The 21,877-nt window shown below is 62.0% G+C and carries 18 protein-coding genes; 5 read left to right on the plus strand and 13 right to left on the minus strand.

Annotated elements, in window-relative coordinates; all coding sequences use genetic code 11:
* Positions 1-35: 35 nt before the first annotated feature.
* Together DNK50_RS19740 and DNK50_RS19745 are read right to left on the minus strand one after the other, a co-directional pair.
* Positions 36-3,917 (minus strand): hypothetical protein, encoded by a 3,882-nt coding sequence (locus DNK50_RS19740; protein ID WP_112195922.1) that lies wholly within the window; start codon positions 3,915-3,917, stop codon positions 36-38.
* 373 nt (positions 3,918-4,290) lie between these two features.
* Positions 4,291-5,049, minus strand: a complete 759-nt coding sequence (locus tag DNK50_RS19745; protein WP_112195924.1) for a TetR/AcrR family transcriptional regulator — start codon at positions 5,047-5,049, stop codon at positions 4,291-4,293.
* A gap of 357 nt (positions 5,050-5,406) precedes the next feature.
* On the opposite strand from DNK50_RS19745, the gene DNK50_RS19750 reads away from it, so the two are divergent.
* Genes DNK50_RS19750 through DNK50_RS19765 form a run of 4 tightly spaced genes read left to right on the plus strand, consistent with a single transcriptional unit; the run spans position 5,407 to position 9,997 of the window.
* The gene (locus tag DNK50_RS19750) at positions 5,407-6,114 is read left to right on the plus strand and encodes an ABC transporter ATP-binding protein (RefSeq protein WP_099583280.1); all 708 of its coding nucleotides are present in this window, start codon (positions 5,407-5,409) and stop codon (positions 6,112-6,114) included.
* A complete protein-coding gene (locus tag DNK50_RS19755; protein ID WP_112195926.1) occupies positions 6,111-7,310 on the plus strand; it encodes an ABC transporter permease in 1,200 nt (399 codons plus the stop codon). The genes DNK50_RS19750 and DNK50_RS19755 overlap by 4 nt, the downstream gene beginning before the upstream one ends.
* Complete coding sequence (locus tag DNK50_RS19760; RefSeq protein WP_099583278.1) at positions 7,303-8,766, plus strand: TolC family protein; 1,464 nt, start codon at positions 7,303-7,305, stop codon at positions 8,764-8,766. Before DNK50_RS19755 ends, DNK50_RS19760 begins: the two co-directional genes overlap by 8 nt.
* Positions 8,756-9,997, plus strand: coding sequence for an efflux RND transporter periplasmic adaptor subunit (locus tag DNK50_RS19765; RefSeq protein WP_112195928.1), 1,242 nt, complete (start codon positions 8,756-8,758; stop codon positions 9,995-9,997). Before DNK50_RS19760 ends, DNK50_RS19765 begins: the two co-directional genes overlap by 11 nt.
* Before the next feature lie 42 nt (positions 9,998-10,039).
* Here DNK50_RS19765 and DNK50_RS19770 read toward each other — a convergent pair whose 3' ends face one another.
* The 11 genes from DNK50_RS19770 to DNK50_RS19820 form a co-directional block, all read right to left on the minus strand.
* Positions 10,040-11,434 (minus strand): FAD/NAD(P)-binding protein, encoded by a 1,395-nt coding sequence (locus tag DNK50_RS19770; RefSeq protein ID WP_112195930.1) that lies wholly within the window; start codon positions 11,432-11,434, stop codon positions 10,040-10,042.
* Between the two features lie 12 nt (positions 11,435-11,446).
* Positions 11,447-12,214 (minus strand): ABC transporter ATP-binding protein, encoded by a 768-nt coding sequence (locus tag DNK50_RS19775; RefSeq protein WP_112195932.1) that lies wholly within the window; start codon positions 12,212-12,214, stop codon positions 11,447-11,449.
* Between the two features lie 3 nt (positions 12,215-12,217).
* A complete protein-coding gene (locus tag DNK50_RS19780; protein ID WP_112195934.1) occupies positions 12,218-13,558 on the minus strand; it encodes an ABC transporter substrate-binding protein in 1,341 nt (446 codons plus the stop codon).
* Positions 13,559-13,577: 19 nt separating this feature from the next.
* Positions 13,578-14,627 carry a branched-chain amino acid ABC transporter permease gene (locus DNK50_RS19785; RefSeq protein WP_112195936.1) on the minus strand — a complete coding sequence of 350 codons (1,050 nt, stop codon included), beginning with the start codon at positions 14,625-14,627 and terminating at the stop codon, positions 13,578-13,580.
* Between the two features lie 4 nt (positions 14,628-14,631).
* The gene (locus tag DNK50_RS19790; RefSeq protein WP_112195938.1) at positions 14,632-15,513 is read right to left on the minus strand and encodes a branched-chain amino acid ABC transporter permease; all 882 of its coding nucleotides are present in this window, start codon (positions 15,511-15,513) and stop codon (positions 14,632-14,634) included.
* A complete protein-coding gene (locus tag DNK50_RS19795; protein WP_112195940.1) occupies positions 15,513-16,283 on the minus strand; it encodes an ABC transporter ATP-binding protein in 771 nt (256 codons plus the stop codon). The genes DNK50_RS19790 and DNK50_RS19795 overlap by 1 nt, the downstream gene beginning before the upstream one ends.
* Positions 16,280-17,128: an AMP-binding protein gene (locus tag DNK50_RS19800; RefSeq protein WP_112195942.1), complete on the minus strand. Its 849-nt coding sequence runs from the start codon at positions 17,126-17,128 to the stop codon at positions 16,280-16,282. Before DNK50_RS19800 ends, DNK50_RS19795 begins: the two co-directional genes overlap by 4 nt.
* Before the next feature lie 12 nt (positions 17,129-17,140).
* A complete protein-coding gene (locus tag DNK50_RS19805) occupies positions 17,141-18,565 on the minus strand; it encodes an LLM class flavin-dependent oxidoreductase (RefSeq protein WP_112195944.1) in 1,425 nt (474 codons plus the stop codon).
* On the minus strand, positions 18,565-18,891 hold the full coding sequence (locus tag DNK50_RS19810; protein WP_112195946.1) for an acyl-CoA dehydrogenase: 327 nt from the start codon (positions 18,889-18,891) through the stop codon (positions 18,565-18,567). Before DNK50_RS19810 ends, DNK50_RS19805 begins: the two co-directional genes overlap by 1 nt.
* A 12-nt stretch (positions 18,892-18,903) precedes the next feature.
* A complete protein-coding gene (locus DNK50_RS19815; protein WP_112195948.1) occupies positions 18,904-20,100 on the minus strand; it encodes an SfnB family sulfur acquisition oxidoreductase in 1,197 nt (398 codons plus the stop codon).
* A 154-nt stretch (positions 20,101-20,254) separates the two neighbouring features.
* Positions 20,255-20,818 carry a helix-turn-helix domain-containing protein gene (locus DNK50_RS19820; RefSeq protein ID WP_112195950.1) on the minus strand — a complete coding sequence of 188 codons (564 nt, stop codon included), beginning with the start codon at positions 20,816-20,818 and terminating at the stop codon, positions 20,255-20,257.
* A gap of 93 nt (positions 20,819-20,911) precedes the next feature.
* Here DNK50_RS19820 and DNK50_RS19825 point away from each other — a divergent pair, with 93 nt between their 5' ends.
* Positions 20,912-21,841 (plus strand): DMT family transporter, encoded by a 930-nt coding sequence (locus DNK50_RS19825; RefSeq protein WP_112195952.1) that lies wholly within the window; start codon positions 20,912-20,914, stop codon positions 21,839-21,841.
* The last annotated feature ends 36 nt before the right edge of the window (positions 21,842-21,877 follow it).

Raw genomic sequence — 21,877 nt, forward strand, 5'->3', positions numbered from 1 at the left:
GATTAAATGAGTCCACTCCCCTGTTTTCACAGCAGTTATGAGGGTTGTAAGCACCAAGCCCAGGTGGATGTATTTCTATTGATACACCTGGCACCATCGGGAAACTTTAAAGAGTCCCAAATCACGCCTGTCAGAGGGTCACACCCTTCCTCTACGCCTAACCAATAGAACGAATCATAAGGTACCGGAAGTGGCCAGCCGTAGGCTGTTCCCATAAAGCGGACTCCATCGTCAAAATAAATGCCCTGAGCACCGGCCAGTGATTTTCGCCAGTTAACTGCACCTGCCCAGTTCATACTGTTACGATTTTCACGTAGAAGCCATACATTGCTGACATTCACTGAGTAAGACACGAGGGCGCCATTTCGGTCAGTGACGTCGATAATCGTACTGCCATTGCTCATCCCGGACACAGATCCCGTTGGCGTGACCGATGCCACCGCTGGGTTCCTGGACTGATAGGTATAAGGAGGTACCCCTCCGGTTGCGTTCCGGCCTTGCGTGTTACCGGGATACTCTCCCCTCTTTGTCCAGCCAGACACAATAATCGCGCGGCCATTCAAAACCATCGTCGATTGGTCTATTTGCAAAGGTGGTGGATAGGCGACTGTATAGGTCATCAGTGGAAAAGGTTGCCCCCCCCTTTCCGTACTGCCATCCAACGTCACTTCACAACTGACGGTAATCGAGCCATTGTTCCGCACGGTCGATAACCAAGCGCGCGCCACATCCTTATTCACCAGCCCCGCCGCCGCTTCCCCTGAATTGATCGGGTAACTCTCAAGCACCTTCAAGTCGTTCACGCCGGGACTGCTGCAGGTCAGCCATACCCTTTGGTTGATAAAGCTCAACGGCCATTTACTGACACTGGCTTTACCTGGGCCGGTAAAGGCCGCCAGGTCCAGAACGCCGCCGTCCGGCAGTCCGTTGATCAGTGGTGGCGGTAAATCTTCAGGCCGGATCATCTCCACCGTCAGTTCTTGGCTGTTAGAAGTCACCGTGCCAGTTCTGATAGTCGCCACGTAACGCAAGGTGATCGTTTTACCGACGCTGTTGGCAATGATCCTTGCGCTGATCGGGAAGTCCACGCGCCCGCCGTCCAATCCGGACTTCCCAGAGATCGGCTCCATGGTGCAATCGGGATAGATCCATTGCAGTTCGATAAAGTGCGTACTGTTCATGCCCTCGTAAGCCACTGCCACAAAAGCAAAGTGCTCGTACTGAAGTGGGTAGATGCTTAGGCTCGCACCCGGAAGGTTGTGGAACCTGGGCGCCGGCAGTTCGCTGGGAAGCGCTTGCACGATGTGACGCCGTTCGCGGAACAATACCGCGTTACCTATTTCTGAGCCCCGATCAAAACTGACCCAGAACTGGATGAGCAGGTCTGACCCATCCTTCAGCTTTCGCAGTTCATCCACGGGCGCCGGCGGCATGATGCCGTTAACCTCGCCGTCGGCGGTTACCAGGTTGTTGGTGTACGTGGCCTCGAAGTAAGTCCCTTCCGGGTCGGCATAGGTCCCGGTGTAGTGCATCCACATGCGCTGGTTGCGGTGGATGAAATGCCAGGTGTTGATCATGGTGCGCTCGTTGCCGGTCAGTCGTGACAGGTTGAGTATCGGCACATCCCCCACGCCTTCGATGGTCGGGATCGGCAAGGTGTTGAGGGTGAGCAGCAACAGGTCGAGGATCAACGACGGTATTTCGCGGGTACCCCGCAGCAGGAAGTATTGCACGCTGATCTGTCGGCCAAAGGGCGCGATGTTGGCACCCACCACGTCGGCGGGGACGGTGAAGTTCAGGGTTTTTTGGCTGTTGCCGTCCTTGGTTTCACTGTGGCTGCCGATGCCGGGAATGCCCGCCCATACGGCACGGATGCGGTCGGTGGGCAGCATTTGCGGGAACTTGACCTGAATGGTCGCACCCTGTGTGACGGCTTCGGGCGTCAGTTGATCGGGGTTGCGGGAGGCTTCAAGCACTTCGGGTCGCAGCAAATTCCCCAAGGCTTGGCCAACGCTCACGATGAGGATTTTAGAACGCAGGGCCCCGCCACTTGCCGGGATCAAGGTGTAGCTCAGACGGATCTCGCCATTGCGGTTGTTGTCGACAAACACCTTGTCGACCCCAAACACCACTGGCCGGCCCGCGCTGCTGCCATTGAGGAGGATGTCATCCCCGGTACTGCCGTTATCCCCCGTGCCCACCCAGCGCCAGATAAATGTGTCACCCGGGAAGGTGCGGACATAGGGCAGTGTCACGATGGCCTGGCCAATCACATCGTCCGGATCAAGGTTGCCGTGCTCATCGACGCGGTCCAACTGCGGCTCCGGCAGTTCGGCCACCCGCTCGCCAAAGTGCACGATCAAGTGCTCGGACTCGCGGACCGTCAGCGCACCACTGCCGCCCAGCACGCCGACCAGGCCGTCGTCCACGCGATAAAAAATCTTCACATCGCCCAACCCCACAAAGCGCAGGAATTCACTGCGCGGCACAATCCGAAAGCGCGTCGGTGGCGGTGGGGCACCGGCCAGCAAGGTTTGCTCATAGAACTCCACGCCGCCACCGGTACGCATGGCTTCCATGCGCAGGGTGACGGAGTAGTTGCGGTCGTAGGGCGTGTACTCTGGAAACTCGACAGTGATGTAATCAATCGAGGGGTCGATCAAGCCGGCGTCATCTTCCACCACGTCGACCGGCGGCATGGTGGAAACCGTGCCAAAAATGGTGACCGTCAGGCGGCGCGATGTGCCAAGCACGGTACCCAGTGGAAATTGCAACTCGTAGGAGATTTGCATGGAGCCATTGATCAGCGCCTTGAGGATGCTGTTTTCCACATGGGCGTAGGAAGAGCGGCCTATACGTGCCGTGAAGGCGGGTAAATGCACAATATGCTCAGAGCCGTCAGCCCGGATGCCGCTTAACGTAACGAGAATTTGGGTACCTGCCGGTGTGGTGGAGCCGTTGGGCAGCTGCCTGGGGACATACACTTCTACTTCAAAGCGGCCCTCACCTTGGGTATCGAAATTGACATCGGTAATATCTACTTGGTCCACCAGGAAGTACGGCCGTTCGAGCAAGTCGGGATCAAGATCACTTTCCAGATGCACCACTTGCGACCATTGCTGAATTTCGCCGGAAAAATTCAGCACTTCATCGCGGACCCGAAAACGGATCGTCAGTAAGCCACTGCCGTGGGGCCGGTTAATGATTTCCGGCTCCACCCGCACTTCAATAGGCCTGGCCCCGGAAATGTGATCGGCGTCCAACTGCAACGTCACCAAATGGCCGTTCCAATAAAGCTCAATGGTGTCGCGTATGCGTATTTCAGGGTAACGATCAATGGTGAGCACGACTCCCAGGGCTGCGCGATCAGGGTCCAGCACGCTGCCCGGCCGTTGCAGGTCGAGGGGCAAGTGCAGTTTGAGTGCGGAGTGATAAGGCAAGCCTGGGTCCTGATCGACGCCGCCAGGCCTTGTGTCCTTGATCAACCAGGTTTGCGGCACCGAGGTACTTTCCGTACCGCTGCCCACACGCACCACCCGCCCATAGCAGGACGAAACAAAGCCCAGAGGCACCAGCTTGCGGAGGATCGCCAATTGATACCGTGGCCGATTTTCTTCGCCTGGCCGCACTTCAGCCCAGGCCAGCTCGAATGGGGAACCGCCCATGTAAAACTCGAACACATCGCCCACATTTAACGTCACCCAGCGCTCAAAGGTTACGATCAGGCTGTTCTCGATGTGGCGGATGCCCAATCCTCGATCGGCGTTGATCACAGAAATGACCGGGTTGGCCACATAAGGAGGGGGCTCCAGGTCCACGGCGCGGTTGCTGTTGGACGGGTAAACCACAAGGGCGTGGTCAAATGGGACAGAACCCTCGGCGGGGGAAGGCTCAATGACAGCTGGCTCATCAGGCATGGCTGAATTCCTTGCGGCAATAGCGCCAAGGGGCGCGGGACAAGGAAATCAGACACCCGGCGGGTTGGGCTGAATAGCTGTCAACATTGACAGTAGCGACGAACGGTTGTCACGCGGTGCGGACCCCGGCAGGCGTACGGGCAGGCTGAACGGCTCTAAACGTCAAATGGCGGATGCGTTGCAGAGAAAAACGTCTGGGCCGCTTTACACAGCGTTCCGTTTATGCAAATCAATTACTTCACACTTTCACTTACATTTTTTTCACGTTTTATTCACATCCCCAAACGTAGTGTGAAGCCTCATCCGTTACAAATGCTGCATATCAAGCCCGCCGCCCCAGCGGGCTTTTTTTTGCCTGGAGTTATCCGGGTGGTCAACGCGAGGCTTTCAGGGCGGGGGCACTTGCCTGTTCACGAATGGCCCGCTGGGTATCCAGCACCTTCGCCAACGCGGTTTGCGCCTCGGGGCTTTGTTGCGGCACGCGAATGGCGGCCGAGACCAGGGTGATCAGCTTGGCCATCACCTCAGCGTCGGTGGCCGGGCGGCCCAGGCTCATGGAGTTCATCAGCAGCCGCAGCTCGGTGCCGGCCATCACCCCGGAGATCGCCTTGAGGGCAAATTGCAGGCGCACACCCAGTTCGTTGCGCGGCAAATCCGGCAAGGCCAGGGCGAAGGCTTCGAAAAAGCGTTGGAACACCGGCTGGTAATGCACCTTGAGGTATTCCTGGATAAACGGTGAGGTGTCGCTGTACACCCGGCCCAGGAAACGAATGAACGAACGCCCTTCCCCACTGGCACTGGCCGGGTCGCTGCGCTCCAGGCCCATGGCCGGAGCGAAGAGCACACCGAGCAAGGTGTCGCAATCGAGGGGGCCATCGGCTTCGGCTTCACAACGTGCCAATAGCTCCAGGCGCTGCTCGTTGAGCGGCTCCAGGCGTTGCATCAGCAGGGTCTTCATCAGGGAGTCCTTGTCCCCGAAGTGGTAGTTCACGGCAGCCAGGTTCACCTGGGCACGCTCGGTAATCTGCCGTAACAACACCGCGTCATAACCGTACTTAATAAAGAGCGCCTCTGTCGCATCCAGCAATCGAGTCTTGGTAATGTTTGGAGCGCTGAGTTTCTTCGCGACCATAAAGGGTTCCACGGCGGAAATATTGTTTTAAAAAATAATTTGATTTTTTATACCGGGGCGGCCGTTCGAAAGCAAGTAGTGACACACCGCCATACCATCCAAAGCCTTTGCCAGCGGGCATTTTGCGGCCAGCCAGGGGTATTTTGGCAGCTCCTCACACCGACGGGTTAAATCGTTTCAAAGGGTAAAACCGCTCTACATCCATGGCTGGCGAAGCACTGGGAACACGGTTAGTATTCAAACAATATTTTAAAAACAAGAAATAAAACCAGTCCGTGACGCATACCAGGCAGCTCCCGAACTTGTTACAAGGATTTACAGGGGCATGCCGGCGGCGTCGAGACTGCAGGCGTAGTCATGATGACACAGACCCCCGCGCACCCAGGCTTGATCTCCCTGCAAGGCATCGGCAAACGTTATCAGTTGGCCGGGCAAAAGCTGTCCATTCTCAATGACGTGTGCCTGTCGATCTCCCGCGGTGACAGCTGCGGCATCCTCGGCGCCTCCGGTTCCGGCAAGAGCACCCTGCTCAATATCCTTGGCCTGCTGGACCTGCCCAACAGCGGCCAGTACCACTTTGCCGGCCACGATATTTTGAGCGCCACCCCGGACGAACTGGCGGCGATCCGCAACCAGCAGATCGGTTTTGTCTTCCAGAGCTTCAACCTGCTGCCGCGCCTCAGCGCCCTGGACAACGTTGCCCTGCCCCTGAGCTATCGCGGTGTGTCGCGCCATGAATCGGTGGAGCAGGCCCAGCGCATGCTCGAACAGGTAGGCCTGGCCGACCGCGCCCACCATCGCCCCGCCGACCTCTCCGGCGGCCAGCGCCAACGCGTGGCCATCGCCCGAGCCTTAGTGGGCAAACCCTCGGTGATCCTGGCCGACGAACCCACCGGCAACCTCGACAGCAGCACCGCCCAGGACATCATGGACCTGCTGCTGGCCCTGAATCGCGAGCAGCAGGTCACGCTGATCATCGTCACCCACGACGCGCAGATCGCCGAACGCCTGGAGCGCAAGATCCTGGTGCGCAACGGCGTGGTGCACGAGGTCGGTCGCCCATGAGCCTGCGGGTCGAACAGAGCCTCAGCCAACTGCTGCATGAAGCCTTCATCAGCCTGCGCACCCTGGGCAAGCGCTCGGTTCTGGCGCTGCTGGGCATTGTTATCGGCAGTTCATCGGTGGTGGCGCTGATCAATATCGGCCACAACGCGGCGGTGGATGCCGCGCTGATTTTCAAGGACATGGGCACCGACACCCTGGTGGTGCAGTTCCCGCCCAAAGGCAGCAGCAATGTGCCGATGCACACCCAACTCGACCTGCAAGCAGTGCGCGCGGCTGTGCCGGGCATCGCGCATATCGGCGCACTCAGCCTGTTCAGCGGGCCCATCGTGTTCCATGGCCGCAGCGTCAACGCCAACTTTGTCGGCAGCACGCCGGACATTCCTCAGACGATGCGCCTGCAACTGCAGCAGGGGCGTTTCCTGTCGGGCTTCGATGCCAACGAAACCTATGGCGTGATCGGCAACCAGGTCGCCCAGGCCCTGGGGGCGCCGGGCGATCCGCTGCGGCTGGGCGACCGCGTGCGCATCAACGACTACCTGTTCCTGATCGTCGGCATCCTGCACAACCAGCCCAGGGCGATGCTGATGCCAGTGCAGGCCAACGAGTCGTTGTTCATCCCCGCCGAAGGCATGCGCCGCATCTACGCCATGCCGCAGATCGGCAACGTGATCATCCGCGCCGCGCCCGGCCAGGACATGGAGCGCATCGCCAAAGAGGCCGCCAGTGCCTTGCAAACCCAACTTACCGAGCATTCTGTCGACATCCAGGTACCCCAGCAGATGATCGATGGCATGACCCGGCAAAGCCGCACCTTCGCCTACCTGCTGCTGGCGCTCGGTGCGATTTCCCTGGTGGGCGGTGGCGTGGGGGTGATGAACGTGATGCTGATGAACGTCTCGGAGCGGCGCCGCGAGATCGGCATTCGCATGGCCCTGGGCGCTCGCCAGCGGGATATCCGCAACCTGTTCCTGCTCGAAGCCGTGACCCTTACCGCCGTCGGCGCGCTGTGCGGCGCAGTGCTGGGCATGAGCGCCGCCTGGCTCTACGCCTGGCTGTCGGGCTGGGAATTCGCACTGGCGGCTGCCGCCCTGCCCCTCGGCGTGGGCAGCACGTTGCTGGTGGGTTTGTTCTTTGGCATCTATCCGGCGGTCTCGGCCTCGCGATTGCAACCGGTGGAGGCCCTGCGTGATGAGTAAATGGCTCTGGCTGCTGGCGCTGATCAGCCTGCCCGGCGTGGCGGCCGACGTGGTCATCCGCCCCTCGGCCCCCAGCAGCAGCCGCAGCGTGTCGCTGAACGCCCAGGTCACTACCCTGACCCTGGGCGACGCAGTGTACCTGGGCCTGCGCAAGAACCCGGCAATCCGCAGTGCCTACCTGCAACGCGTCGCGCAGAAGTTCGATCTGCGGGTGGCCGAAGACGTGTTCAACCCCAAGCTCACCCTCAACAGCTATTACCGCGGCACCCGTGGCTCCCAGGACAGTGCACGCAACGCCAACCTCGCACCGTCCAGCAGCCTGCTCGGCGAGTACGGTACGCGCCTGAGCATGGCCTGGACTCAACAGCTGAACAACGCCGACCGCGCCGGCCGCTACCGCAGCGACGGCCTGGACCTGGCGATCATCCAGCCGCTGATGCGCGGCGCCGGCTGGGACGCCACGACCGCGCCGCTGCGCCTGTCGCGGCTGTCGGAACAGGCCAACCGCCTCAACCTCAAGGCCACCGTGGCACAGACCATCAGCCAGATCATCGCCACCTACCGCGAATTGCTGCGCGCCCAGGAGCAACTGCTGATCGTGCAGGAAGCCCTCAAGCGCTCCGATACGTTGCTCGAAGTAAACAAGGCCTTGATCAGTGCCGGGCGCATGGCCGAGTTCGAGATTGTGCAGACCGAGGCCGACATCGCCACCCAGCAACTGGGCGTGGAAGAAGCGCAGAACCAACTGGACAGCAATCGCCTGGCGCTCCTGCGCCTGCTGGCCCTGGACCTGTCCACGCCGATTCGCGCCACCGAAGCCCTGGAGGCCAAGCCCATGCAGATCGACAAGCGCCAGGCCTTCACCCTGGCGCAAACCCAGCAACCGGAATACCTCGCCGCCCTGCTCGGCAGCCAGCAAGCCGACCTCAACCTGGTGATCGCCAAGGACTCCGGGCGCTGGCAGGTGGATCTGGTGGCCGGCGCGAATCAGATCCGCGACAACTACAATAACGACGCCGGCAGCAGCAACAACCGCACGTGGGATAGCTACGCCGGGGTGCAGGTGCAAATCCCCATCGGCGACATCAGCACGCGCCAGGCCGAAGTGCGTGCACGGGTGAATGTGGAGGATCAGGCCATCCGTATCACCGACGCCCGCCAGGAGCTGGAACGCAGCGTCAACGACGTGGTGCGCGACCTCGGCACCCGCTGGCGTCAGTATGAAATCTCCCAACGTGCGGTGGAGCTGTCACGCCGCAAGATCGAGATCGAACGGGAAAAACTCAGCGCCGGGCGCTCCACCAACTTCCAGGTGCTGAGTTTCGAGACCGACCTGCGCAACGCCGAAAACGCGCAGCTCAACGCATTGATCGCTTATTTGAACGCCCAGACACAGCTCGACCTGACCCTGGGCATGACGCTGGAAAGCTGGGAAATCGCCCTCAATGACTACTAATCGAAAACGCCTGCTGGGCGCTGTGGTGATCTTGTTGCTGGTCGGTGCCGGGCTGGCCCTGCGCAGCCCTGCGTCCGATCCCGCCAGTACCGCCGAGCAATGGCTGGCCGTGAAACCCGACCCGCTGGTGCACCAGATCGGCCTGGTGGGCAAGATCGAGCCTGACACCACCCTCACCCTCACCGCGCCGTTCGACGGTAACGTGCAGGCCAACCTGGTGGAGCCAGGCCAACGGGTCGAGGCGGGTCAAGTGCTGCTGCGCATGGACCCGGCCACCCTCGAAGTGCAATTACGCGACGCACTCTCCGCCCAGCTCAAGGCCCGACGCACCGTGCAAGAGATGCAGGACTGGGACAGCAGCCCCGCCGTCAGCCGCGCCCGCCGCAGCCTGCGCACCACCGAGATGACCGCCGGCAACACCCAGCGCAAACTCACCGAAAGCGACAACCTGTTCAAGCGCGGCATCATCCCGCGCAACGAGCTGGACGACCTCAAGCAACAGGCCCAACAGCAACAACTGGACCTCGCCTCCGCCCGCAGCGAACTGCAACAGGCCCTCGACCAGGGCAAGGGTGAATACCGCCAGATCGCCGACATGGAACTGACCAACGCTACGGTGAAATACGAGGCCCTGCGCACGTTGCTCGACGGCCGGGAGGTCAAGGCGCCGTTCTCCGGCATCGTGGTGCCCGCGCCCGGCAACAACACGCCCCAAGGCGGCAGCAACACCAACGCCCCAATCCAGGCCGGGAGCAAAGTCAGCCAGGGCCAGGTGCTGTTTGGCCTGGCGAATATCGAACGGCTGAAGATTGTCGCCAAGGTCTCGGAGTTGGACATCAACCAATTGCATCAGGGCCAGGCGGTGGAAGTTATGGGCGACGGGTTTGATGGCGAGCGGCTGACCGGCTCGGTCAGCGTGGTCAGCGGCTTGGCGATGGCCAGTGACAGCCAGGGCAGCGCGCAGTTTCCAGTGACCTTGTCGATCCCCAAGCTGACCCCGCAACAGTTGCAGCGGGTGCGTCTGGGCATGAGTGCGCGGTTGACCATCGTCACCTACAACAACGAGCAGGCGATTGTGGTGCCCGCGCAGGCGGTCGTAGGCGGTGAAGTGGAGTATCGGGAGGCGATGGACAAACCGGTGGAGCGAGTCAAGGTCACGACCGGGCAAGCGACGGCGCAAGGGGTTGAGGTGTTCGGCCTGAAACCCGGTCTTGTGAAGCTCTCACAATAATTGATGGTTCAAATCTGGGAGGGGGCAAGCCCCTTCCCACATTTAGATATTGGTCAATTTTTCGGCCAGGGCTTTAGCCTGAAGCGCCACATCCGTTACCGCCGTGCTCTCCCACCACATCCCGCGCAACGGTGGGCCCATGGCAAACAATCGCTGGCTGACCTGCCCCTGGGCATCCAGCACGGCGCCGGACTTGTCCGCCGCAATCCCGAGCGCCAACGGCCCAGGCTGGATCAACCCGCGCTTGAGCAACTGTTGCGGCAACGGCCGGGCCACGCGGCGCCAGTCGTATTCGATGCCGCTGGAGTTGATCAACGCAGCACCCGAGACCTGGGTCAGCACCTGTTCGCCACGATGACGCAAACGAATCGTCACGCCCTCGTGCGCAGGCGCCAAGCCCTTGAACGACGCGGCCCTGATCCGCAACCGTCCTTCCTCATGCAGCCGCGCCACCAACTGCGCACTCAACGGCGGCGAGCGGTGGTGATGGCTCTCCCACCATGGCCGTACATGCCGCACAAACTGACGCTTCTCGCGCTCGCTGGCCTGGCTCCACAACCGGCCGATATGGGCACGCACGGTGTCCAGCGGCGCTTGCCAATCGATGCCCTGCGCCTGCGCGATCCGACATTGCCGCCGCACCTCATGCAGCAACTGCCGAGGGCTGCGCAGGCCGTGATCAGCGGCCAGGAAATCCTCCCAAACCGGCGGTTGCCGGCGCACATGGGGCAGCAGGCCGTGGCGTGAAAAAATCTCGATGGGCCCGCGATGCCCGGCCTGTTCCAGGGACACCACCGCATCGACCATGGTCAGGCCGGAGCCGATGATCAGCACCGTCGACAGCGGGTCGAGCTGGGTCATGGCCTGCACATCCCAGGGGTCTACCGCCGCCGCGTTCACGCCGCTGGATTCGGTTTGGGGCGTGCGCGCCGCCGGGAACATACCGGTGGCCAACACGGCAAACGCGCCGCGCAGTTGGCGGCCGTTATCGAGGGTCAGCAGGGTTGAACCCGCGTCCACTTGCAGGTCGACCACTTCAGCGCGCACATGCTCCACCGTGGACGCGGACAGCGCCTTGGCCTCGGCCAACCGCTGCTGCGCATACACGCCGAAAATCCCCCGTGGCGGAAACAGTTCGCTGATGGGCACGTGCTGCTGGTCCGACTCCGGCCAGCCGCCCGCGCCGATGTAGTCGGTGAGCCATTGCGTCAGGTCATCGGCATTGTCCGGGTCGACACTCATGCGCGCCGCGTTGCCGTTGAGGGTGTGGCCCAGCTCCACAGCACTGTAGGCCTCGCCACGTCCCAGTTCGGCGCGCGGCTCGATCACCAGGATGCGCCGCCGGCCACCTAGACGCAGCAGTTGCACCGCCAGCATCGTCCCACTCAGGCCGCCGCCGATGATCAGTACATCAGCGTTGCGGATGGATTCACTCATGCAGGTTCGCCCTTACTGTTTACCCAGATAAATATCATGCAAGTCGCCCCGCGCCAGCAGTTCGGCGGCGCTGCCGCTCAAGGCCACGCGGCCAGTATCCAGCACGTAGCCGTGGGACGCATAGGTCAGCGCGACATTGATGTTCTGCTCGGCGATCAGGAAGCTCACCTGCTGCTCGCGGTTGAGCTGCGCGATGATCGCGAAAATCTCCTGCACGATCATAGGCGCCAAACCCATGGAGGGCTCGTCGAGCAGTACCAAAGTAGGACGGGTCATCAACGCCCGGCCGATGGCGACCATCTGCTGCTCGCCGCCCGAGGTGAGCCCGGCGCGGGTGTGGCGCTTGGTCTTGAGCCGGGGGAACCAGGCGTAGATGCGCTCTAGGTCGTGCTCCATGTCCTTGCGGCTCAGGCGCCGCACAAAGCCGCCGCTGCGCAGATTGTCCTCCACGGTCAGTTGGCCGAACACATGGCGCCCTTCCAGCACATGCACCATGCCCTGGCGCACGCGCTGGCTGGGGTCGACACCTGCCAGGTCCTGGCCGGCGTACGCGATCACGCCTCGGCTGACCTCGGCGCGCTCGGCCCGCACCAGACCCGAGATGGCCTTGAGGGTGGTGCTCTTGCCGGCACCATTGGCGCCGAGCAAGGCCACAATCGCGCCCTTCGGCACGTTCAGCGAGACCCCGGCCACCGCCAGGATCGCGCCGTCGTAGATCACTTCAATATCATCGACCGTCAGCAGTGACGGGCTGGCGGATTCAGCAGCGGGCTGGCTCATGGCTTATTCATCCCCGGTGCAGGTGCGTGGCGTCAGGCCTTTTTCCTTGGCGAACGCGGCGGATTTTTCATCGATGAGCGGGCGCAACAGCGCACGGTCAGCGGCGATCCAGTCGCTGACCAGCGTCCAGTTGGCGCCGTCCCATTGCTGCACCCGCGCCGAACCGCCGCCTTCGTGGTCGCTGCACGACAGTTTGAGGTTCTGCATCAGGCCCAGGTAACCCATGGCCTTGAGGCGGGCGTCGTCGATATTCAGATGCTCCAGCCCCCAACGGCCTTCTTCACCGTTGAGTGGACGCTTGCCGAACCTGGCCTGGGCGGTGCGGATCGCTTCTACCGCCACGGCGGCGTTCACCAGGCCCGAGTTGTAGTAGACGCTGCCGAAGTTCTTCAGGTCCTTGAGGTCGCTGTTGCCCTTGTCGAGGATCGATTGCTTGAGGCGCTTGTGGATCTCGAAATCGGCACCCGCCGGGTAAGGCGTCAGCGCCAGGTAGCCTTTGGCGGCCGCACCGGCGGGCAACACGTCTTCGCTGGAACTGGCCCAGATATCGCCGATGATATGGTCCACCGGGAAGCCGAAACGCGCGGCGGTCTTGACCGCCACCGGCGTCGACACGCCCCAGGTGCGCAGGAACACCCAGTCCGGGTTGGCCTGGCGCACCTGGCGCCATTGCGCCGATTGTTCGTTGCCCGGATCGGCCACCGGGATCTGGATATTTTCAAAGCCGTATTTCTCGGCCAATAACTTCAGCGGGCCGAGGGTTTCACGACCGTAGGCCGAGTCGTGGTAGATCGTGGCAATCTTCTTGCCCTTGAGTTTGTCGAAGCCGCCTTCGCGCTGGGCGATGTAGTTCACCAGCGTCGACGCCTCGCTGTAGAAGGTCAGCATCACCGGGAAGTTGTAGGGGAATACCGTGCCGTCAGTGGCTTCGGTGCGACCGTAACCGAGGGTGATCAACGGGATCTTGTCCACCTCCGCCCTTTCGCTGAGCGCATAGGCGGCCGGCGCGCCGTTGGGCTGGTACACCGCGACCGGCGCGCCGTCCAGGCCATTCTTGAAGCGCTCGTAGCACTCGATGCCCTTCTCGGCCGTCCACTCGGTCTCGCATTCCTGCCATACCAGTTTCACGCCATTGATGCCGCCTTCGACCTCGTTGATATAGCGCAGGTAGTCGATCATCCCGGCCCACACTTGCACGCCGCTGGACGCATAGGCGCCCACGCGGTAAGTCGCCAGGGGGAAGAATTGCTGGTCGGCCGAGGCCATCGCCTGGGGGGCGGCAGCGGACAACGCCGCCAACGCAAAGGCCGCACTGACCAGGGATCGTTTCAAGGATGCACGCATGGAGATTCTCTTCTATAGGTCAGAAACGTAGCGGCCACTGGCGCAGCCGGTCGCGAAGGTTGTGCAACAGGCGAATCAAGCCCTCGGGTTCCTTGATCAGGAACACGATGATCAATACGCCAAAGATGATTTTCTGCAGGTTCTGCAACTGCCCCGCGTCCACCGAACCGCCGAACAACGCCTGCCCGGCATGGCTGAGAAAGATCGGCAGCAAACTGATGAACGCCGCGCCGACGAAGTTGCCGGCGATGCTGCCCATGCCGCCGATAATGATGATGAACAGGATCTGGAATGAACGGTTGATATCGAAGCTGCTGGCGCTGGCCGTGCCCAGGTAGGCGAACGCCCACAACGCACCGGCAATGCCCAGGTAAAACGAGCTGACCGCAAACGCCAGGCGCTTGTAACGCACCACCGGGATGCCGACCACGGCGGCGGCGGTGTCCATGTCGCGGATCGCCATCCAGTTGCGCCCCACCTGGCTGCGCACCAGGTTCACCGCGGCCCAGGTCAACAGCAGCACCGTGACCAGCGTCAGCCAGTAACGACCGAGCGGCGTGTTGAGGTCATGGCCCAACAGCGCAAGCCTGGGCGCCGAGATGGTCCCGGACGAGCCGTAGTTGTAGAACCAGGGAAACTTGACGAACAGCCACTCCAGGAAAAACTGCGCGGCCAATGTGGTGACCATCAGGTAGAAGCCTTTGATCCGCGAGCTGGGCAACCCGAACACCAGGCCGACCAAGGCGCTGATAATCCCACCGCCGAGCAACGCCACCGGCAACCCCAGCTCCGGCAGGCGCAGCAGGAAGCCGTAGGTCGCAAAGGCGCCGACCGCCATGAACCCCGCCGCGCCGACCGAGGTTTGCCCCGTATAGCCGGTCAGCAGGTTCAGGCCCAACCCGGCCAGCGACAGCACCAGAAACGGGATCAGGATCGCATTGAGCCAATAGTCATTGCCCCACAGCGGCACCCCCACAAAAGCCAACCCCAGCAGACCGAAAAGGCCCCAAGGCACTCGTCGCGGGACCAGCAATAACGGCGCGGTTTGTTGAGCAACAGGGATCGACATGGTTTCAGACTCGCTCAATGGCGCGCTCGCCGAACAGGCCGGCGGGACGGATATACAGGAAGGCCAGGGCCAGGGCATAGGCGAACCACGGCGTGATGCCGCCGCCGATCAGCGGGCCGATATACACCTCGGCAAGGTTCTCCGCCGCGCCGACGATCAGCCCGCCGACAATCGCGCCGCCAATCGAGGTAAAGCCGCCGATGATCAACACGGGCAAAGCCTTGAGCACCACCAGCGACAGCGAAAACTGCACCCCCTGGCGTGAGCCCCACAACAAACCGGCCACCAGCCCGACAATGCCAGCCACCGCCCAGACGATCTGCCAGATGCGGTTGAGGTTGATGCCGATGGACAGCGCCGCCGTGGTGTCATCCGCCACGGCGCGCAGGGACACGCCGATGCGGGTTTTGTTGAACAGCAGCGCGAGCACCGTCACCAGCACCACGGCAGCCGCGGCGGCGATCAGGTCGAACTGGCTGAGCATCAGCGGGCCAACAAACAGCGGCACGTCGTCGATGCCCAGGTCCAGGGCACGCACTTGCGCGCCCATCAAGCCTTGGGCCAGGCCTTCGATAATGAACGACAGGCCCAAAGTGGCCATGAACAGGGTGATCTGCGAACGGTTCACCAGTGGCCGCAATACCAGGCGCTCGATAAGCAACGCGCCGACGATCATCACGATCACCGTCAGCAGCAGCGCCAGGGCAAACGGCACGCCCTGGTCGTGCAGGCTGACGAAGGTCAACGCGGCAAACAGCAGCATCGCACCCTGGGCAAAGTTGAACACGCCGCTGGCTTTGTAGATCAGCACAAAGCCGATGGCGACCAGGGAATACAGGGTGCCGGCGAGCAGGCCGCCGAGCAGGGTTTCGAAGAAGAAGGTCATCAGTGCACGGCTCCCAGGTAGGCGGCGATCACTTCGGGATTGGCCTGCACCTGTGCCGGCGTGCCGTCGCCGACTTTGCGCCCGTAGTCGAGCACCACCACATGGTCGGACAGGCCCATCACCACGCCCATGTCGTGTTCGATCAACACCACGGTAGTGCCGAGGTCGCGGTTCACGTCAGCGACGAAGCGCGCCATGTCCTGTTTCTCTTCGGCGTTCATGCCAGCCATGGGTTCGTCGAGCAGCAATAGGCTGGGCCCGGCAATCAATGCGCGGCCCAGCTCCACACGCTTTTGCAGGCCGTAGGACAAGTTGCCCACCAGCACATCGCGGTGGGCTTGCAGCTCCAGAAACTCAAGGATGCCTTGGCCACGCAGGCGAAAGGCTTCGGCTTCACGTCGCGCACGGGGCAAGCCGAGGGCCTGCTCGATAACACTGCTGCGCATATGCCGCGACAGGCCGGTGAGGAGGTTGTCGAGCACGCTCATTTTCTTGAACAGCGCGTTGTTCTGGAACGTCCGGCCAATGCCACGGCGTGCGGCCCCCAACGGGTCGATGCGGTGGAAGTGTTGCGCCTCGAAAACGATCTCGCCCGCGTCAAAGCGATACACGCCATTGAGCACGTTGAGCAACGAACTTTTACCGGCGCCGTTAGGGCCGATCAACGCGCAGATCTCGCCGCGCCGCACCTCGAAAGACAAGGCGTTGATGGCCTTGACCCCTTTGAATGACAGCGAGATATCGCGCACCTGGAGAATAGCGTCACTCATGCGATATCCCGTTTGAACTCGGCCAGCCACACCGGCTCGGCCGTGGATTTGAGGGGCTGCCAGATAAAGGCCAGGCGCTGGAAGCCCAGCAGTTTGCGCACGCGGTTTTTCAGCAGCCGGCGCAGGCCGCTTTGGGGGTGGGCGATGGCCCAGTCGCACAGGCGTCGACGCCAGGTGCCGTGGGGGGCCAGACGGCTTTCGATCTCATCGGCCAAGTGCTGTAACCGCGCGGGTGACAGCAGCAGGCCGGTGGGCGCGACTTCGCCGCGATCACGCTGCGCCGAGGCCAGGCTTTCCGGAAATGCCAGGCCGTGGCCGCTGCTCAGCCATTGCTCCAGCAGGACGTCCAGGCCGCCCTGCCAGTGGGTACCCTCCTCGCTCCACAACGCGGTTTCGCCGGTGGGTTGCCACCAGCGCTGCAGGTGTTGCGCCGGGTCCACGGGGCCGAGTAACTGGGCGAAATCCAAGCGCTGGGTGAACGCCCAATCGCACTGGCGACCTTGAACGTAGGCGTGACTGGGATGGATGCGCCACAGGTGTTGTTCCAGTGCCTGCGGCTCAAGGTTATCGGCCAGCGTCAGCACGTGTGCGCCGACGGACTGGGCCGCCAACGCCAGCAGCAACAGGTTCGGCTCAAAGGCGCCGCTGAGCACCAGGCGTGACTGGTCGCTGAAACCTTGCTGGCGCAAACCATCGGCCAGCCGCTCGACGTCGCGCAAGGTGTCGATCCAGCGCCAGGCATACCACTGCCCCTGGCGCTTGTGGCGCAGGGCGATGTGCAACGGCGTGAGTTGCGACCAGTGGCGCAGTTGCTCCAGAGAGGCCTTTGGTTCGTGCACGCTCATAGGGGATTGCTCCTATTGGGGAGGTGGGCGTGCGGTGGTCCGCTGGCTGGAATATTTGGAACTGTGCAAGGTCGTTAGATCGCGGTAGCTGGTACCTGGATGGTTGGCGCCCAGTCGCGCGCCGTCGCCAAACAACTTCTCACGCAACGTGCCCTGGGCGTATTCGGTCTTGTACACGCCACGCTTCTGCAACTCGGGAACAAGCCATTCCACGGCGTCGACAAAGGTTTCATGGGTCAGCGCATAGGCCAGGTTGAAGCCGTCCACATCAGTCTCTTCGACCCACTCTTGCAACAGGTCCGCCACGGTCTCCGGGCCGCCGACGAACAGTGGGCCAAAGCCGCCGATACCGACCCAATCGGCCAGCTCGTTGGGCGTCCAGACCTTGTTCGGGTCCGCCGTGGAAAACGCTTCCACCGCCGATTGAATCGCATTGGTGTGCACGTGTTTGAGCGGTTCGTCCGGTTTGAACTGGCTGAAGTCGATGCCGGTCCAGCCGGAGATCAGCGCCATGGCGCCTTCGTAGCTGACGTAGGATTTGTACTCGTCAAACTTGGCTTTAGCCTTGGCGTCGGTTTCGTCGACGATCACCGTCTGCAAGTTGAAGATCAGGATTTTCTTCGGATCACGCCCAGCCTCGGCGGCACGACGGCGGATGTCGGCCACGGTCTTTTTCAGCAGCACCTTGGACGGCGCAGCGACGAACACACATTCGGCCTGCTCGGCGGCGAACTGCTTGCCACGGCTGGACGCGCCAGCCTGGTACAGCACCGGCGTGCGCTGCGGCGATGGCTCGCACAGGTGAATGCCGGGCACCTGGAAGTGTTTGCCGACGTGGCGGATCTCGTGGATTTTGCTCGGGTCGCTGAAAACCCGCCGTTCGCGGTCACGCAGGACCGCGTCCTCTTCCCAACTGCCTTCCCAGAGTTTGTAGCAAACCTGCAGGTATTCCTCGGCGTAGTCGTAGCGCGCGTCGTGTTCGGTCTGGGCTTTCTGGCCGAGGTTCTTGGCGCCGCTTTCCAGGTACGAGGTGACGATGTTCCAGCCGATGCGGCCCTTGGTCAGGTGATCAAGCGTCGACAGACGACGGGCGAACGGATACGGATGCTCGAAGGACAACGAAGCGGTCAGACCAAACCCCAGGTGCTCGGTGACCAACGCCATTGGTGCGATCAGCGACAACGGGTCGTTGACCGGCACTTGGGTGGCCTGGCGAATCGCCGCGTCGCCGTTGCCGTTGTACACGTCGTAGATGCCCAGCACATCGGCGATAAACAGCCCGTCGAACTTGCCGCGTTCGAGGATTTTCGCCAGGTCGGTCCAGTATTCCAGGTCCTTGTACTGCCACGAACGGTCACGCGGGTGCGCCCACAGGCCGGGAGATTGGTGGCCGACACAGTTCATGTCGAAGGCGTTCAAACGAATTTCACGGGCCATCACAGCACTCCGTTGAGGTGGTAGTTGCCGACGACTTGGTATTTCCAGCGCAGCGGGTCATCGACGGTCGACGGCAGTGCAGTGCGTTGACCGGTCAGTTCGAATTCGGCGTTGCTGGCGGCAATCAGTGCTTCGGCGGCGGCGATCTGCGCCTCGGTGGCGGCGACCGGGCTGGGGTGGGTGTCGGCGCGTTCAAGCAAGGCAGCGGCCACGTCGACGCGGATCTGCAAGTCGCCGAAGCGGCTGATCACGTAGGGGTCGTCGCTTTTTTCGACATGGCGGCGAGTGCTGTCCAGCAGTTGGCGTGCGAGATTCAAGGCAGTCATGGGTCAGGTTCCTCAGTTCCAGGCGTGGCGCGCAGGCTTCACGCCGTTGAGCACGAAGTTGCCGATCAGGTGGTATTTCCAGCGGGCCGGGTCGTGCAATGTGTGGGTGCGTGCGTTGCGCCAGAAGCGGTCGAGGTTGTGCTTGGCGGTGACGGAGCGGGTGCCGGCCAGTTCGAAGAGTTTGCTGCTGGCGAGCAACGCCGTTTCGGCGGACAGCACCTTGGCCTGGGCGACGATCAGCGAGGCGTTGGCGACGGTGTCTTCATTCGGTTCAGCGAGGGCTTGGTCCACGGCAATACCGGCCTTGGCGAGGATCGCTTCGGTGCCGTGCACGCGCCATTCCAGATCGCCAATGGCGGCGATGGTGAACGGGTCCTGCCAGCCGTGATCCTGCTGGCTGTCGATCCACGGTCGCGATTGACGGGCATAGATCTTGGCCTGTTCGAGGGCGCCGAGGGCAATGCCGGTGTCGACCGCCGCCTGGATGATCTGCGAAATCGGGCCGTCGGCCGTGGGCTGGTCGAACGCCAGGTGGGCGGGGATCACCGCGCTCAGGGGCACGGTCACGCCATCGAGGGTCACGCCGCCGCTGGCGGTGGTGCGTTGGCCGAAGCCGTCCCAGTTGTCGATCACGGTAAGGCCTGGCGCGTCGCGTTCGACGAGGCCAATAAACGCCTGGCCTTTTTCGTTATTACCGACGGTGGGCACGATATGGGCGAACAACGCGCCGGTGCAGTAGAACTTCTCGCCGTTGATTTGCGCGGTGTCGCCATGAAAGCGGATCTGGGTGTCGAAGGTGCCGGCGTTTTTGCTCTTGGCCTCGGAAAAGGCATTGCCGAAGCGATAACCCGCCAGCACCTTGCCGAAGTAATGAAGCTTTTGTTCCTCGGTGGCGGTTTGCAGCAGGATGTCCACCACACCCAGGTGGTTCTGCGGGATTTGCCCCAATGACGGGTCGGCGGCGGAGATCAACTTGATCACTTCAGCCACCGTCACATAGGACACACCAGCGCCGCCGTAGGCCTTGGGAACGGTGATGCCCCACAAGCCGCTGGCCGAGAATTCGTCGAGTTCGGCTACCGGTAAGCGGCGGTCGCGGTCACGCACGCTGGCGTCGACGGCAAAACGCTCGGCCAGGCGCGTGGCGACCTCGATGGCCTCCGCGTCCGAGCGGATGATATGGGCAGGTTGTTGAGGGTGGGCTGACATGGGCCGACTCCAGGCTCCGAGGGAATATCGGAGTGATTGCAGGAGTCGTGCCTGAATTTAATCGTCAGTAAAATCAGTAGTTTGCCGCGAAAAGCAGGGGTTGAGCGCGGTTGCAAACCAGCAAAGTGTGCATCCACTGTTGCCAGGCAGACAGTTAGATCACCACGTTGCGCACAAAGCGCACGGCCACGTCACCGTCATTGCGATAAACGTGGTGCTGGTGGCTGGCGAACATGAAGAACTCGCCGGCGCCGATGGTATTTTCCTGGTCGCCGATCACCAGCGTCAGGTTGCCCTCGAACACAAACAGTTGCTCGCTCCAGCCTTCCAGGTCGGGGTCCGGGCAATAGCGGTCGCCGGGTTCAAGGCGCCACTCCCACAGCTCAACCTCGCGGCGAGCCGTGGCCTTGGCGAGCAACACCGCTTTGCTTCCGGCAATTTCACCGGCCCAGGCCAGTTCGTTGATGCGGCTGTGATCGCGTACGTCCGGCGCCTGGATCAGGTCGCTGAACGCCACGTCCAACGCTTCGGCCACACGGTCGAGGGTCGACAGGCTGACGTTCTTCTCCCCGGCCTCGATGGCCACCAGCATTCGCCGGCTGACCCCGGACTTTTCCGAGAGCGCGGTCTGGCTCAGGTCGGCGGCGTGGCGCAGGCGACGAACGTTCTGGCTGACGTGCTGCAGGACCGAAGCCCGTTGTGGATTTTCTTTGTGCACTATATTGCTCAATGGGTGGGTGTGCGCAGTATACTGCCCAGCGTGCGGCGCATTGTGCGGTCCGTGCCTTTCCCTGTGCAAGACCGAGCTGCCATGACCACCGCCAAAACCCCTTCGCGTTTCAACCGTTTCAGCAAAGCCGAATGCATCCTGGTGTTTATCACCATGATCTGGGGCGGCACCTTTTTGCTGGTACAGCACGCCATGACGGTGAGCGGCCCGATGTTTTTCGTGGGCCTGCGCTTTGCGGCGGCGGCCATTGTGGTGGGCTTCTTCTCGCTGCGCACCTTGCGCGACCTGACCCTGTTTGAATTGAAGGCCGGGGTGTTTATCGGTGTGGCGATCATGTTTGGCTACGGCTTGCAGACCATCGGCCTGCAAACGATCCTGAGCAGCCAGTCGGCGTTTATCACCGCGCTGTATGTGCCGTTCGTGCCGTTGTTGCAATGGTTGGTCCTGGGCCGTCGTCCTGGGTTGATGCCGAGCATTGGCATCATGCTCGCATTTGCCGGGTTGATGTTGTTGACCGGGCCAGCGGGGGCTTCGTTGAATTTCAGCCCCGGTGAAATCGCTACGTTGATTGGTGCCATTGCGATTGCAGCAGAAATCATCCTGATCAGCGCATTTGCAGGTCAAGTGGATGTACGCCGGGTGACGGTGGTGCAACTGGCCACGGCGTCACTGCTGTCGTTCCTGATGGTGGTGCCGATGGGTGAGGCGCTGCCGGGGTTCTCGTGGTTGCTGCTGTTCAGTGCGGTGGGCCTGGGCTTGACCAGCGCGGTGATCCAGGTCGCGATGAACTGGGCGCAACAGAGCGTTTCACCGACGCGGGCCACGTTGATCTATGCCGGTGAGCCGGTGTGGGCTGGGGTGGTCGGGCGGATTGCCGGCGAGCGCTTCCCGCCGATTGCGATGCTGGGGGCGGCGTTGATTGTGGTGGCGGTGATTGTGAGTGAGATGAAGACAAAAGGGCAAAAAGCCATCGAGCTGCAGGATACGAGGGAACAGGAGCAACAGGGCTAGGGTCGGAAACACTGCCAAATGGGAATATTCGACCTA

It is taken from the genome of Pseudomonas sp. LG1E9 (assembly GCF_003290225.1).
Lineage (GTDB): Bacteria > Pseudomonadota > Gammaproteobacteria > Pseudomonadales > Pseudomonadaceae > Aquipseudomonas > Aquipseudomonas cyclaminis.